The sequence below is a fragment of the Demequina sp. genome (genome assembly GCF_049841215.1).
Taxonomy (GTDB): domain Bacteria; phylum Actinomycetota; class Actinomycetes; order Actinomycetales; family Demequinaceae; genus Demequina.
Window position 1 is genome coordinate 18,971 of record NZ_JASGEO010000005.1, and the last position, 14,275, is coordinate 33,245.

At 66.0% G+C, this 14,275-nt stretch carries 12 protein-coding genes and 1 tRNA gene; 9 read left to right on the plus strand and 4 right to left on the minus strand.

The features are described from left to right. Positions 1 to 51: 51 nt before the first annotated feature. Together QM618_RS00935 and QM618_RS00940 are read right to left on the minus strand one after the other, a co-directional pair. Positions 52 to 1,194, minus strand: coding sequence for an ABC transporter permease (locus QM618_RS00935; protein ID WP_428093541.1), 1,143 nt, complete (start codon positions 1,192 to 1,194; stop codon positions 52 to 54). Continuing rightward, a complete protein-coding gene (locus tag QM618_RS00940; RefSeq protein WP_428093545.1) occupies positions 1,191 to 2,120 on the minus strand; it encodes an ABC transporter ATP-binding protein in 930 nt (309 codons plus the stop codon). Before QM618_RS00940 ends, QM618_RS00935 begins: the two co-directional genes overlap by 4 nt. Positions 2,121 to 2,252: 132 nt before the next feature. Here QM618_RS00940 and QM618_RS00945 point away from each other — a divergent pair, with 132 nt between their 5' ends. Continuing rightward, positions 2,253 to 2,828 (plus strand): TetR/AcrR family transcriptional regulator, encoded by a 576-nt coding sequence (locus tag QM618_RS00945; protein WP_428093548.1) that lies wholly within the window; start codon positions 2,253 to 2,255, stop codon positions 2,826 to 2,828. On the opposite strand, the gene QM618_RS00950 is transcribed toward QM618_RS00945, so the two are convergent. Further along, positions 2,786 to 4,288, minus strand: coding sequence for a carboxylesterase/lipase family protein (locus QM618_RS00950; protein WP_428093551.1), 1,503 nt, complete (start codon positions 4,286 to 4,288; stop codon positions 2,786 to 2,788). The genes QM618_RS00945 and QM618_RS00950 overlap by 43 nt on opposite strands. A gap of 112 nt (positions 4,289 to 4,400) precedes the next feature. On the opposite strand from QM618_RS00950, the gene QM618_RS00955 reads away from it, so the two are divergent. From QM618_RS00955 to QM618_RS00980, 6 genes are all read left to right on the plus strand, one after another. Next, positions 4,401 to 5,672, plus strand: a complete 1,272-nt coding sequence (locus tag QM618_RS00955) for an aspartate kinase (RefSeq protein WP_428093554.1) — start codon at positions 4,401 to 4,403, stop codon at positions 5,670 to 5,672. After that, complete coding sequence (locus tag QM618_RS00960) at positions 5,669 to 6,691, plus strand: aspartate-semialdehyde dehydrogenase (protein WP_428093558.1); 1,023 nt, start codon at positions 5,669 to 5,671, stop codon at positions 6,689 to 6,691. The genes QM618_RS00955 and QM618_RS00960 overlap by 4 nt, the downstream gene beginning before the upstream one ends. Positions 6,692 to 7,091: 400 nt before the next feature. After that, positions 7,092 to 8,189: a sugar ABC transporter substrate-binding protein gene (locus QM618_RS00965; protein WP_428093563.1), complete on the plus strand. Its 1,098-nt coding sequence runs from the start codon at positions 7,092 to 7,094 to the stop codon at positions 8,187 to 8,189. A gap of 56 nt (positions 8,190 to 8,245) precedes the next feature. After that, positions 8,246 to 9,043, plus strand: coding sequence for an ATP-binding cassette domain-containing protein (locus QM618_RS00970; RefSeq protein ID WP_428093566.1), 798 nt, complete (start codon positions 8,246 to 8,248; stop codon positions 9,041 to 9,043). Beyond that, entirely contained in the window at positions 9,040 to 10,356 is a 1,317-nt protein-coding gene (locus QM618_RS00975) for a sugar ABC transporter permease (protein ID WP_428093569.1), read from the plus strand. Before QM618_RS00970 ends, QM618_RS00975 begins: the two co-directional genes overlap by 4 nt. Before the next feature lie 419 nt (positions 10,357 to 10,775). Beyond that, positions 10,776 to 11,927, plus strand: coding sequence for an IS481 family transposase (locus QM618_RS00980; protein WP_428093572.1), 1,152 nt, complete (start codon positions 10,776 to 10,778; stop codon positions 11,925 to 11,927). A 64-nt stretch (positions 11,928 to 11,991) separates the two neighbouring features. On the opposite strand, the gene QM618_RS00985 is transcribed toward QM618_RS00980, so the two are convergent. Then, positions 11,992 to 12,065: transfer RNA gene (locus QM618_RS00985), tRNA-Leu, on the minus strand. Between the two features lie 21 nt (positions 12,066 to 12,086). Here QM618_RS00985 and QM618_RS00990 point away from each other — a divergent pair. Both QM618_RS00990 and QM618_RS00995 read left to right on the plus strand, forming a co-directional pair. Further along, positions 12,087 to 12,695, plus strand: coding sequence for an ANTAR domain-containing response regulator (locus QM618_RS00990; protein ID WP_428093575.1), 609 nt, complete (start codon positions 12,087 to 12,089; stop codon positions 12,693 to 12,695). 156 nt (positions 12,696 to 12,851) lie between these two features. Beyond that, positions 12,852 to 14,123 carry an ABC transporter substrate-binding protein gene (locus QM618_RS00995; RefSeq protein ID WP_428093580.1) on the plus strand — a complete coding sequence of 424 codons (1,272 nt, stop codon included), beginning with the start codon at positions 12,852 to 12,854 and terminating at the stop codon, positions 14,121 to 14,123. The last annotated feature ends 152 nt before the right edge of the window (positions 14,124 to 14,275 follow it).

Below are 14,275 nucleotides of genomic sequence, written 5' to 3' on the forward strand. Positions count from 1 at the left end.
CGCCAGCGTCGGCTGCCCCCAGCATGCCACTACCTGGGGGCAGCCCGGCGCTTAGGCGACGCGAGTTCCGGTGCGGAGCTTCTTGTAGGGCACGCGCAAGCGGCGCACCACGATCCACATGGCACCGATTCCCAGCACCGCGGCGGTCGCGAGTCCCGGCCACGGATTGGGGGGAAGCAGTGCCTGCTCTTGCTGGTTCTGCGCCCACATGTCGTCCTGCTTGCACCAGTCCACGACCGGATTCACGTCCGGGGCAATCCGCGCGGCACTCACCAACTGGTGGCTCTGGGCGAAGATGCCGGGAGCGGCGCGGCCGTCCTTCTCGTAGGTCTCAGGGTTGACCACCGGTGAGGACTCCACCACCACGACCATCGGGTTGATGAGCACCATCCAGGCGGTCTTCTCTGTGTGGCTGACCGTCTCCTCTTGCGTGTACTCGGTGCACGGCAGCGTCGAGTAGTCGAAGTTGGGATCCATCTGCTGCTCTTCGGTCATCGCGTCGTAGTCGAAGTCGCGATAGGTGACGGTGACCGTCTCGCTGACGAGCGGCAGCGTGAAGGCGAACAGAACCAAGGTGCCGAGCACCATGAAGCCCGTGGTGAGGTGCGCGAGCGACACCGACGCCACCGCGCGCGCCGCGATCGACGACCACGCGAGGCCCACAGCCGTGAACGCGAGCACGATGAAGAGGATCACGCCGATCACGGTGAGTAACTCGCCAAGGTGCCAGCCCGACTTCGTGTACGCGTAGACGATGAACGGCACCAGGGTCAGCAGCGCCGCGAAGCACACGGCCCACGAGGCCAGGAGCTTGCCAAACGCGAGGTCTCCCGCGCTCAGTCGCGTCATCTGCAATGGCGCCAGAACACCCTCGCCGGAGTCGCCATTGATAGAGGTTGCCGACAGCGACGGCCCAATCAGCAGGCCCGCGCCAAGGATCAGCAACAGCACCAGTTCCATGGGTGCGGAGTTGAGCCCGGGCCCGGCAAACACCGCGGAGAGGATGCCGAGGCCAAGAATCCCCAGCAGCACGATGGCGTAGAAGACGTAGCCCTTCTTGCTTGGCCGGCGCCGCAGCAGCTCAATCCAGGTTGCGAGGGCCACGCCGCGGAACGTGGGGTGCCACGGGTTTCCCTTGATCTTGCGCCCGCCCGACGCTGGGGCCAGGGGCCGCTCTTGCGTTTCGGTGGTCATCGCCTCTCCTCATTCATTGCCAGGTACGTCTGTTCAAGCGCCGACCCGGCGCTGCCGAAGGAGTCCACCTGGACGTCGGCCTTGACGAGCGCCGTCAACACCTGCGAGCCGTGCTCCCTGTTGCTGATCTGCAGCGTGACTCCGCCATCGACCTCGTCGAACGCGTAGTCCCAGGCCCGGAGCACCTCGGTGAGGCGATCGGGGTTGAGTGCCGTCACGCGGAACCGCCCGCGCGCCTCGGCCACCATTGCTTGGGCCTCGTCGCCAAGGGTGCGGCCCTTGGACATGAAGATGGCGCCGTCCACCATCTCGTCCAGTTCGCTGAGCACGTGGCTCGAGACCAGCACGGTCTTTCCGCCTGCGGCGAGTTCGCGCACCAGTTGCCTGAGTTCGATGCGCGAGCGCGGGTCTAGACCGTTTGCCGGCTCGTCGAGAAGCAGCACCTGCGGGTCATGAACCAGGGCGCGGGCGAGCGAGAGCCGCTGCTTCTGCCCGCGGGACAGCACGCGTGCAGGGCGGTCGGCGAACTCGCTGAGGTGCACCAGCTGGAGCAGGCCAAGCCCGCGCTGACGAGCGAACTCCTTGCGCTCGCCGTAGGCGCGGCCCATGAGGGTGAGCGTCTGGAGGCACGTGAGGTTGTCCCACGATCCCAGCTGATCTGGCATCCAGCCGATGGCGTTGCGGACGCCTGCCGAATCGTGGACGGGGTCCAACCCGGCAACCGAGATGCTCCCGCCGTCGCTGCGGAGTAGCCCTGCGAGCATGAGCATGAGCGTGGTCTTGCCGCAACCGTTGGGGCCGATCAGGGCGGTGACGGAGCCTTGCGGCACCGTGAGGGTGGCATCGGAGACCGCTTTGACGTCCCCGAAGCTGCGCGTGACCCCGGCGGCCGTGATGGCAGCCGGGGCGAGAGTTGCAGTAGTCATGAAGCCGACCGTAGCGGCGATGGCGCACTCGGCGAAGGGTTGGCGCGCATGTTCAGGGTTCCGGGCCAAAAGTTCAGGGATTACCCCTAGTACCGCGCTATAGTCAGATTACTGACTATCAGGGAGGACCCCATGCCTCGTCCGGCATCCGGCAAGCGCGAGCGCCTCGCGGAGGCGGCCGCAGAACTCGTGAGAACGCGCGGCCTCGATGGCGCAACGATCGCCGTCATTGCCGAGCGCGCCAAGGTGCCGCCCGGTTCGGTCTTCTACTACTTGCCCTCCAAGGAGGCCATCGCGGATGCCGCCGTAGATGCGGTGGCTGCCGCAAGGGCGCAGGGCATCGAGCAGTGGTCAGCAGCCCCCAGTCCGCAAGAGCGCCTGACGGCCTACCTGGACGCTGCCGCCACGAACGCCAAGGACGTGGCCGCTAGCGGAAACGCCGGAACGCTTGCCGCGAGCTTGCGCGCGAGCGCGCCGGATGCCGCTGCGCGCGCCGCCAAGATCGTCACGGACACCGTGGAGTGGGCGGCAGAGCAGTTCGTTGAGGTGGGCTTCTCCGCCCAGGCCGCGAACGCCCGCGCGCTACACCTGGTGACGGGCATCGAGGGTGCGGGCCAACTCGCTCACGCCCTTGCTGACCCCACGCCGCTCGAGCGCGAGGCGGCTCACTTGTCGAGGTGGGTCGCCAACTCTCGTTCGAACGCGTAGGCGCCCACCTGCTCGGCCCGAGAGGCGTCGGCTCCGTAGACGATCGTAGAGAACCGGTCCCGGTGATCCGCGGCCTTCACACCCTCACCGTTGATCACCGCGAGCCAGTCACCGTGCACCGCGTCGGCGAGCGCTGAAGGCGGCGCGTCGCCAACCGCCTCTGCCACGCCCTCGGCGTCCAAGATGTCGAACCCGAAGGGCACATCCACGCAGTGTGCGGCTCCGTGTACGCCGGGCGCGGTGGACTCCCACCGGAAGTCGTAGACCCACGTGGGAGCCGTAGCGCCCCCGCGGAGCACTCCCCAGTTCGCCACATGGCACCGGAAGGTCGCGTCTGTCACCACCTGGCCCACCGCCCAGCCCGTGCCGCGGCTCGCGTCCTGTGCCGCCCGCTGGGCAAGAGACGACGACAGGCCCGCGCGCACCAGCAGGGGCGCCACGTGTTGCCCCGCGAGCAGTGGCGCAAAGGGCAGCGCGGCCTCGTTGAACTCGTGTGCGGTGGATCCCATGTAGAGCGTTTTGTCGCGCCCCACGCCCGCGATGAGCGCGGCGTCCACGCTCTGTGGCACCACGTCGCCGTCGACAACCGGCCCCGGAAGCATCGGCCGATACGAGCGCACTGCGAGCCGAGTCAGCATGTCGGGAGCTTGGGGGCGGAAGTGACCGCGAGCGTCGAACAGCGCGCGGGATGGCACGTCGCGCAACGCCTCGAGGTACGGCGCCGCACCCACCGCCGCGGCCACCCTGCCGGCCGCCCTGCGTGCCCTCGCGAGGGTGACAGACGGGTCCCCCGGAGAGATTGCCATCACGGCGCGGAACAGATGCTGCGCTGCAGGCAGCGTGAGCAGCCTCATCACCGCGGCGCCCCCAGCGCTCTGCCCGGCGATCGTCACGCGGGACGGGTCGCCGCCAAACGCCGCGATGTTCCGCTGCACCCATTCGAGCGCCGCCATCCAGTCACGCACCGCGCGGTTGTTGACCGCGCCCTCGACCCAACCAAAGCCCTCAAAGCCAAGCCGATACGACGCCGTCACCGTCACCACGCCATCGCGCGCGAAAGCCTCGCCCACATACCAAGGGCTCGCCGCGGAGCCCGCCTCGAAGCCACCCCCATGAATCCACACGAGCACCGGCAGCCCGGCATCCGCGGACGGATCCGGCGTCGTCACATTGACGCTCAGCGTGTCCTCGCCAGCGATCGACGGCTCCGGAATCCTCGGCGGGCTATACGGCGAGTACAGCTGCGGGGTGGCGCCAAAGTCGTGCGCCTCGCGCACTCCTTCCCACTCCTCCACGGGACGCGGGGCGTCGAACCTGGCCTCACCAACCGGCGCCTTGGCGTAGGGAATCCCACGGAACGTTGCGTACTGGGTGACCGTAGCGTCGGGCCATTGCCTGCTGCGCCACACGCCTTCCACACGGCCCGACGCTGTGCTCACCACGGGAGGGGGACTCGCCATCCCTCGACCCTAGTAGGCGAAATAGGCCATCCGGGCCCCTGCCCCTAGAATGACTCTCCGTGCGCTCGCGCGCGCGATCCCCTTTTTCACCGGTGAGGCGGAATACCCAGTCATGTCACTCGTGGTCCAGAAGTACGGCGGCTCGTCCGTGTCGGACGCCGACGCGCTGCGTCGCGTGGCGCGCAGGGTTGCCGCCACGGTGCGCGAGGGCAACCAGGTGGTCGTGACCGTATCTGCCATGGGCGACACCACTGACGAGCTGATCGACCTCGCCCACGCCGTCAATGGCAGCCCGGACCCGCGCGAGATGGACCTGCTGCTCACCGCTGGCGAGCGCATCTCGATGTCGCTGCTCGCGATGGCGATCCACGCGGAAGGCATTCCCGCGCAGGCGTTCACGGGTGCCCAGGCGGGCGTGATCACGTCCGAGCATCACGGGCGCGCGCGCATCATCGACGTGGCGCCCGCGCGCCTGCTCACGGCTCTCGAGGCCGGCAAGGTGGCGATCGTCGCCGGTTTCCAGGGCATCAATCCCGTTGCCGATGACGTCACCACTCTTGGCCGCGGCGGCTCCGACACCACGGCCGTTGCGCTTGCGGCGGCGCTCAAGGCCGACGTCTGCGAGATCTACACGGACGTCGACGGCGTGTTCACGGCGGATCCCCGCATCGTGCCCACCGCGCGCAAGCTTGACCGCATCACGTACGACGAGATGCTTGACCTCGCGGCATCCGGCGCCAAGGTGCTCATGCCCCGTTGCGTCGAGTACGCCCGCCGGTTCAGCGTTCCCATTCACGTGCGTTCCTCGTTCTCAGGCCTTGAAGGGACCTGGGTTCGGGACGACACTGGCGAAGGAGACACCATGGAAGATCCGATCATCGCGGGCGTTGCCCACGACCGCTCCGAGGCCAAGATCACGGTCATCGGCCTGCCAGACGTGCCCGGAACGGCCGCGCGCCTGTTCGAGGCGGTGGCAAAGGCAGACGTCAACATCGACATGATCGTGCAGAACGTCTCCGCCGTTCAGACGGGCCTTACAGACATCTCATTCACGCTGCCGTCCACTCGCGTCAACGACGCGCTCGCGGCGATCGAGGCCGACGGTGCCGAAATTGGGTACCAAGAGGTCGTCACCGACGAGCAGATCGGCAAGGTGTCGCTCGTTGGCGCTGGCATGCGCTCCAACGCTGGCGTGTCCGCGAAGTTCTTCGCCGCTTTGCGCGACGCGGGCGTCAACATTGAGATGATTTCCACGTCCGACATCCGCATTTCCGTTGTCACGCGCGCGGAACTCGTGGAGAAGGCCGTGCGCGCGGTCCACACCGCCTTTGACCTGGACTCGATCCAGGGCGAGGCCGTCGTCTATGGAGGTACCGGCCGATGACCACCATCGCCGTTGTTGGCGCCACCGGACAGGTGGGCGCCGTCATGCGTGAGCTCGTTGCCGATCGCTTTCCCGACGCCACGGTTCGCTTCTTCTCTTCCGCTCGCTCGGCCGGTACGACGCTGCCTCACCTGGGTTCGGACGTGGTGGTTGAGGATGTGGCCGCCTCTGATTTCTCTGGCATCGATGTGGCGCTGTTCAGCGCGGGCGGAGGCCCCTCGAAGGAGTACGCGCCGCGCTTTGCGGCTGCGGGCGCGATCGTCGTGGACAACTCGTCCGCGTGGCGCATGGACCCCGACGTCCCGCTCATCGTCTCCGAGGTCAACCCCGGCGAGACCGCGAATGCCGTGAAGGGCATCATCGCCAACCCCAACTGCACCACCATGGCAGCGATGCCTACTCTCAAGGCGCTACACGACGAGGCTGGCCTCAAGCGCATTGTGGTCTCCACTTACCAGGCCGTGTCCGGCTCCGGGCTGGCTGGCGTGCGCGAGCTCGCGATGCAGTTGCGCGCGGGCGTGGAGGGCTCGGAGGCCCTCGCGTACGACGGTTCCGCGGTTTCTCTTCCGGAGCCCGAGGTTTACGTCCAGGACATCGCCTTCAATGTCATCCCGTTGGCTGGCGGACTCGTCGAGGACGACTCCAACGAGACGGTCGAGGAGCGCAAGCTCATCGACGAGTCGCGCAAGATTCTTGGGCTGCCGGATCTGCGGGTGAGCGGCACCTGCGTGCGCGTCCCCGTGTTCAGCGGCCACTCGCTGTCCATCAACGCCGAGTTTGAGCGCCCCATCACCCCGCAGCGCGCGTACGAGATCCTCGGCGCCACGGAGGGCGTGGTCGTCGATGAGGTGCCGTCTCCGCTCAAGGCCGCCGGCACGGACCCCACGTACGTGGGTCGCATCCGTCAGGACGAGTCCGTTGACGGCGGGCGCGGGCTTGCGCTCTTCGTCGTCGGTGACAACCTGCGGAAGGGCGCGGCGCTCAATGCGGTGCAGATCGCTCAACTGTTGGTGAAGTAGAGCGCTCTGCGCCTCGCGAAGCAGCGCACCCGGCTCGTGGTGAACTAGCGCGCCCTTCTGGTGGTGAACTAGCGCCACCGGCTACTCGTGTTGTGGCGCGCGCAACGTGCGCGAAAGTTTCGTAACGCTCCGCGAGGTCTGTATACAGCGTCGGGCATTTCCAACCCCCGCACACGAAACGTGCGCCGGGCGCAAGACCTGTGCACGGTCACAGGAATCCGTGGCGAAGATCGTTATCGCGGCGGCATCTCCGCGTTACTCAATCGTGACCGAAACGCTCCGATTGCCGCGATTATCACTAGTTACCGAAACCTTTCGCGTGCCTAGTCTGAGTGGCGCGCTGGTCACCGGAGACTTCGCGCGGGGGCCCCCGGCCCCGTCCCAACGGAAGGGAAATGTAGTGAAGAAAATCAACATCCTGTCGTTTGCTGCGCTCGCGTCAGCATCGGCACTCGTGCTCGCTGGCTGTTCGTCCGACCCTGACGGCGAGCCCACCGGCGGCGCAACGAGCGGTGCCCCCGAGCCTGGCGCTTCGGGCCGCGCGTGCATCATCCTCCCCGACGCAGCTTCGTCGCCGCGCTGGGAGAACGGCGACCGCCCCGCCCTCGAAGAGGCCATTACGGCCGCTGGCTTCGAGGTGGCCATCGACAACGCACAGGGCGACACCGCCAAGTACGCGACGATCGCCGACCAGATGCTCACCGAGGGCTGCGATGTCATGCTCCTCGTTGACCACCAGGGTGCGGCCGTGACCGTGACCGAGAAGGCCAAGGCGCAGGGCATCCCCGTCATCGCCTACGACCGTCCCATCAGCGGCGCTGACTACTACGTCTCCTTCGACAACTTCGAGGTTGGCGCAATGCAGGGACAGATGGTCGTCGACGGCCTCGCCGCTAACGGCGTGGACGCCGCGTCCGCGGTGGTTGTGTACATCGGTGGTGACCCCGCCGACGGCAACGCGGCCATGTTCCACGACGGTGCTGTCTCCGTGATGGAGGCCGCAGGCATCAAGCCCGCCGCCGAGCCCGATGGCAAGTGGGACGGCGAATGGTCGGCCACGCAGTTCGAGCAGGCTCTGACGGACCTCGGTGGCAAGGTTGACGGCGTCTGGGCCGCCAACGACACCAACGCGGGTGGCGTCATCACGATCCTCGACAAGAACGGCCTTGCTGGCAAGGTTCCGGTCTCTGGTCAGGACGCCTCTGTTGCTGGTCTGCAGAATGTGCTGCTCGGCTTCCAGACCGGAACGGTCTACAAGCCGTTCCAGGTTGAGGCGGAGGCTGCAGCCAACCTCGCGATTCAGCTCCTCAGTGGCGAGACGCCCACCGTGGACAAGAAGCTCGACGACGGCACCCCGTTCATCGCGACCACGCCCATCGACGTCCGCAAGGACGGCGTGCAGCAGGTCATCGACGACGGCAACGCCAGCTACGACGAGATCTGCACGGGCGACGTCAAGGCCGCCTGTGACGAGGCCGGTCTCAAGCCCGCCGCGTAACTCACATTGCACGACGGAGGGGTTCCGTGCCGCTAACGGCGCGGAACCCCTCCCGCATGAGCAAGTATGAGATTACGAACCGGTCAAAGGAGACGGAGACGATGGATACACCGATCATTGAACTGCGGCAGGTGACCAAGAGCTTCGGCCCGGTCAACGTGCTTCGCGGGGTGGACTTCCAGGCACATGCCGGCAAGGTCACCGCGCTCGTCGGCGATAACGGCGCCGGCAAGTCCACACTTATTAAGGGCCTTGCGGGAGTGCAGCCCTACGACGGCGGCCAGGTGCTCTTCAACGGAGAGCCCGTGGATCTGCACCACCCTCGTGAAGCGGCCCGCCACGGCATCGAGGTTGTGTACCAAGACCTCGCGCTGTGTGACAACCTGGACATCGTCCAGAACATGTTCCTTGGCCGTGAGGAGACAGGTGCTGGCACCTTCGACGAGGGTCAGATGGAAGTTGAGGCGGCGCGCGCACTGATGTCACTGTCCGTGAAGACGGTGAAGTCCTTGCGCCAGAAGGTCTCGAGCCTGTCCGGTGGACAGCGCCAAACGGTCGCGATCGCGCGGTCAGTAGTCAAGCAAGCCAAGGTCGTCATCCTCGACGAGCCCACGGCCGCGCTTGGTGTGGCGCAGACGGAGCAGGTGCTGAACCTGGTGCGGCGCCTCGCCGATTCCGGCGTTGCGGTCATCATCATTTCTCACAACCTGCAAGACGTTTTCGAGGTGGCGGATGACATCTCGGTGCTCTACCTGGGGTCCATGACGGCGCGCATCGCCACCAAGGACACCAACCCGCAAGACGTCGTCGGGTACATCACCGGCACCAAGCGGATGGAGGTGGCGCCCGCATGAGCGACAAGACCAAGAAGGGCGCACTGACCTCCGCCCAAGCAGCGGCCGTCGTCGACGCCCCTGTTGGTGTGGTGCCGGACCCCGACACCCCCAACCTGCTCGGCAAGGGCATGGCCACGAACGTGTGGGAGTACTTCCGCGCGTACCTGCAGCGCGTGCGCGGCGGCGAGATGGGGGCCCTGCCCGCTGTCGCCGGCCTCGTGGTGCTGATGGTCATCTTCACGTTTGCCGACAGCCACTTCCTCACGGAGCGCAACATCGCCAACCTGTTCACGCAAGCGGCAGCGCTCGTGACTCTGGGTATGGCACTCGTGTTCGTGCTCCTGCTGGGCGAGATTGACCTGTCAGCCGGCGTGACGTTTGGCGTGTCGATGGCGGTGTTCGTCAGGCTTACGCAGCCCGACGGAATGTCGTGGCCGCTCGCGCTACTGGTGGCGCTTGGCATCGGCCTGTTTATTGGCTTCACGATTGGCTTCTTCGTGGCGAAGGTGGGAGTTCCCTCATTCGTCGTGACGCTAGGCCTGTTCCTTGGTCTCCAAGGCGTCATGCTGATGATCATCGGTGCCGGTGGCACGTGGCGCGTGATCCCCGAGCCCATCAAGGCGATTCAGAACTCCAATATGCCCGTGTGGGCAGGGTGGGTGCTGCTTGTGGTGGTGCTTGCACTGCTGCTTGGTGTCTCGCTGTGGGATAGGTCGCGGCGCGCCAAGTCAGGCGCACCGAACCCGCCCATGGCGGTCACGTGGATCAAGCTGGGTGCAATCGCCGTGGTTGGTGGCGTTGTGGTGTACTTCCTCAACGCGGACCGCGGCACGGCGCTCAAGGAGCTCCGTGGCGTGCCCATCGTGGTGCCGATCGTGTTGGCACTGCTGCTCATCGGCACGTTCGTGCTGGACCGCACCCGCTACGGGCGTTACCTGTACGCGATCGGTGGCAACGCCGAGGCAGCCCGCCGCGCGGGAGTCAACGTCACCCTCATCAAGTGGGCGGCGTTCTGCACGTGTTCGGTGCTGTCCGTGGTCGCGGGCATCTTCTTCGTGGCCAAGGTGGGATCGGCAGACGCCTCGACTGGTAGAGACATCGTGCTCTCCGGTGTGGCGGCAGCCGTCGTGGGTGGTGTCAGCCTGTTTGGTGGCCGCGGCCGCCTGATCCAGGCCGTCATCGGTGCCACGGTGATCGCCGTGATCATCAACGGCCTTGGCCTGCTGAACCTGCCCAACGGCGCCAACCTCGCCGTCAACGGCGTGGTGCTGATCATCGCGGCAACGGTGGACGCGCTGGCGCGCAAGCGCTCCGGCGGTGTTCGCACGTAGTCGCTACTCGCGCGACGAGTTGGGCCCCCTCCGGTTCGCCGGAGGGGGCCTTCGCGTCTCTCCGGGTCCGCAACTTCCGGACCCAGCCACCCAAATGTGTGATGAGGGCTACCAAATGCGCGTTTAGCGGCCCTCATCACACACTCGGAGCTGAGGCGCCGAGGATCCCGGAATGAGAAGAGGGGCCCGCATTCGCGGGCCCCTCTTCTGATTCGCTCTCTCAGTCGGAGTGATCGTCGCGCCTGGGGCGCTCCTCAACCCCTCCTCCGTTCGCTCGGGAGCCGAAGCCTGCAGCTTCGCTCCCTCACTCACTACGTCGGGGTGACAGTGTCTGATTTCAGGACATCGTTCACCCATGTCTCAAGACATCGTTCACCCCTTGACTGTGTCGCATGGGTCAACGGGTCAAGAACGAGGTCATGGTGCTCGCGGTCGTCGAGGGCGGTCTGACGGTCGCTGAGGCGGCACGGAAGTTCGCGGTGTCGAAACGGTGGCTGCGGGTGCTGCTCGCGCGATATCGAGCGCACGGGATTGAGGCGCTGGCACCGCGTTCCCGCGCTCCGAAGACGTCACCAACCCGGGTCGACGACACCGTCAGGGCCGCGATTGTGGCGTTGCGTGACGAGCTGACCGTTGAGGGTTTGGACGCGGGAGCTGAGTCGATCCACGCACGGCTCGAGGTCGCGGGAACGACCCCGCCGTCGCGGGCCACGATCCACCGAATCCTGACCACTGCGGACCGGGTCATCCCCGAACCCCACAAACGTCCACGGTCGTCCTGGATCCGCTTCGAATCGCCCGTTCCCAACGACACGTGGCAGTCCGACATGACCCACTGGCAGCTGGCCGGGGACGCCCCCATCGAGATCATCACCTGGCTTGATGACCACTCCCGCATGATCATGCACCTGTCGGCCCACGAGGTTGTCACCGCCCCCATCGTGGTGTCGACATTCACCACGGCCGCCGAGAGACATGGACTACCAGCATCAACACTGACCGACAACGGCCGGATCTACACCACCAGGCACGCGACCGGCACCCCAGGCTTGGGCCAATTCGAACAACTCATCGCGGACCTGGGCATCACCCAGAAGAACGGCCACCCCTACCATCCACAAACCCAAGGCAAGATCGAACGGTTCCACCAAACCTTGAAGAAATGGCTCCGCGCTAGACCCGCAGCGACCACCCTGAGCGAGCTCCAGACCCAACTCGACGCCTTCACGAAGGTCTATAACCACGACCGGCCCCACCGCGCCCTAGGACGCCGCACCCCAGCCCAGGCCTGGCACGCACTACCCCCAGCAGCACCCACCATCACCATCGCAGGACGGCACCACCGAATCCGGTTCGACACCATCGACGCGTCTGGAGTCATCACCGTCCGCTTCGCCGGACACCTACGCCACCTCGGCATCGGAAGAGCCCACAAACACCGCCCCGTCATGGTCCTCATCGCCGGCCCCAACACCATCATCATCGACCGCGAAACCAGCGAAATCCTCGCCGAACACACCATCAACACCGACAAGGACTACCAACCCAAAAACACCAAAGGCCCTTCCTGACGGAAGGGCCCCAGTGAACGATGTCTCGAGACACCGCGGAACGATGTCTTGAGACATCACACAGTGCCCCGAGTGGGATTCGAACCCACACTGGTACGGGTTTGAGCCGTATGCCTCTGCCGGTTGGGCTATCGGGGCGCGGATACTAGGCTAGCGGTTGTGACAGACACTCCTGATACGCCCACCGCCTCCAAGAGCCGCCGCGCCGTTGTCGCGGAAGACGAGGCACTCATTCGGATGGACATTGTCGAGACGCTCCGGGAGGGCGGCTACGACGTGGTGGGGGAGGCCGCTAACGGTGAAGAGGCCGTGGCGCTCGCCACGGAGCACAAGCCCGACGTTGTGGTGATGGACATCAAGATGCCCGTCATGGACGGCATTACGGCCGCGGAGCACATCGCGAAGGACCGTCTCGCGCCCGTGGTGCTGCTGACGGCCTTCTCCCAGACGGAACTCGTGGAGCGGGCGCGTGATGCCGGCGCGATGGCGTACGTGGTGAAGCCGTTCACGCCTGGCGACCTCCTTCCTGCCGTCGAGATCGCGGCCTCGCGATTCACCGAGATCCGCGCCCTGGAGCTCGAGATTGCGGACATCAACGAGCGCATGGACACGCGCAAGAAGGTGGAGCGCGCCAAGGGCATCCTGATGGAGAAGATGAAGCTCAACGAGCCAGAGTCCTTCCGCTGGATCCAGAAGACGTCCATGGACCGTCGTCTCACCATGCGCGAGGTCGCTGAGGCCGTTATCGAGCAAATGGGCGGTAAGTGACGCCATAATCCCTGGTTGCGCGGGCGGTTTGGTAAAGAAATCGTGACTAAGCCGACGCACCAGCGAAACCTTTGCGCGCTAGCGTGTCACTAACGCGCAGGGGAGGGTCTCCTGAGCGATCGGCCGGCGCTGCGGCGCCGGTATGGAGGAAACAACATGGCACGTTGGAACACCATCGCGCGCGGATCGGCAGTTGCCGCCGTTGCAGCGCTGGCCCTTGCCGCTTGCTCCACCAGCGACGAGCCGGGCACGTCCGGTTCGCCCGCTCCTGGTGGTGACGGCGACGGTTCGGCCCTTACGATCGGCACGCTGCTTCCCCAAACGGGTAGCCTCGCCTTCCTCGGCCCGCCCGAGATTGCGGGTGTTGACCTCGCGATCAAGGACATCAACGAGGCTGGCGGCGTCAACGGCCAGGACGTTTCGGTTGTTCACACCGACTCCTCTGACGCCGACAACCCCACGGTTGCAAGCACGTCCGTTGACAAGCTCATCAGCGACGGCGTCGGCGCCATCATCGGTGCCGCCTCGTCCACGGTGTCGCTCAACGTGGTGGACACCATCGCCGCCGCGTCGATCGTGCAGATCTCCCCGGCCAACACCTCGACGGCGCTGAGCGGCTACTCGCCGTTCTACTTCCGCGTGGCACCGCCGGACACGATCCAGGGCAACGTCATGGGCAAGTTGCTGCTCGCCGACGGCAAGAAGAACATCTCTATCCTGGTGTTCAACGACGACTACGGCACGTCGCTGCGTGACGTCGTCCAGGAGACGGTGGAGCCCGAGGGCGCAACCATCACCTACGGCAAGGCTGGCCAGGAGTTTGACCCCAAGGAGACCGACTTCGACACGATCGTGGCGAACGCTCTCGAGGGCAACCCCGACGCTCTGCTGATCATCGCGTTCGACCAGACCAAGGGCATTGTGCCCAAGGTGATCGAGGCCGGTTACCCCGCCACGAACATCTACATGGTTGACGGCAACACGGCCGACTACTCCAAGGACTTCGACCCCGGCGTGCTCGAGGGTGCCAAGGGCACCATTCCCGGCGCCTTCCCGGCCGAGGACTTCCAGGAGCGCCTCAACTCGGTGGCCCCCGAGCCCCTGACGTCCTTCGCCTACGGTCCTGAGTCCTACGACTCTGCGATCCTCGTGGCGCTGGCCGCTCAGAAGGCTGGTGCCACTGACGGTGCGTCGATCCAGGCCAACATGGCTGCGGTCTCCGGCGCCACCGGCGGCGAAGAGTGCTCCACGTACGCCGACTGCCTCGCCTTGCTCAACGAGGGCAAGGAGATCGCGTACAAGACGATTGCCGGTTCCGGTGCGTTCAACGACGACAACGACCCGTCGAGCGCCTTCATCGGCATCTACACCTTCGACGGAAACAACGTTCCCGTCTGGCAGTCCGCTGAAGAGGGCGTCGTTCAGTAAGGCGACACCCCGAGCGTTAGCTCAACTCAAGAGGCCCCCGGCGCAAGCTGGGGGCCTCTTGGCGTTTGCGCCTGGCGGCGCCTCGCGAGTCCCACCGAGAGGCTCGTCGCTTCGAGCCCGCGTTATGTGCTCCTGCGGGACGAGAGCGCGAT

Coding starts and splice junctions, on each gene's coding strand:
- QM618_RS00940 (WP_428093545.1), bottom strand. CDS start 2,120: ATGACTACTGCAACTCTCGCCCCGGCTGCCATCACGGCCGCCGGGGTC.
- QM618_RS00960 (WP_428093558.1), top strand. CDS start 5,669: ATGACCACCATCGCCGTTGTTGGCGCCACCGGACAGGTGGGCGCCGTC.
- QM618_RS00945 (WP_428093548.1), top strand. CDS start 2,253: ATGCCTCGTCCGGCATCCGGCAAGCGCGAGCGCCTCGCGGAGGCGGCC.
- QM618_RS00935 (WP_428093541.1), bottom strand. CDS start 1,194: ATGACCACCGAAACGCAAGAGCGGCCCCTGGCCCCAGCGTCGGGCGGG.
- QM618_RS00970 (WP_428093566.1), top strand. CDS start 8,246: ATGAGCAAGTATGAGATTACGAACCGGTCAAAGGAGACGGAGACGATG.
- QM618_RS00995 (WP_428093580.1), top strand. CDS start 12,852: ATGGCACGTTGGAACACCATCGCGCGCGGATCGGCAGTTGCCGCCGTT.
- QM618_RS00950 (WP_428093551.1), bottom strand. CDS start 4,288: ATGGCGAGTCCCCCTCCCGTGGTGAGCACAGCGTCGGGCCGTGTGGAA.
- QM618_RS00975 (WP_428093569.1), top strand. CDS start 9,040: ATGAGCGACAAGACCAAGAAGGGCGCACTGACCTCCGCCCAAGCAGCG.
- QM618_RS00980 (WP_428093572.1), top strand. CDS start 10,776: ATGGTGCTCGCGGTCGTCGAGGGCGGTCTGACGGTCGCTGAGGCGGCA.
- QM618_RS00955 (WP_428093554.1), top strand. CDS start 4,401: ATGTCACTCGTGGTCCAGAAGTACGGCGGCTCGTCCGTGTCGGACGCC.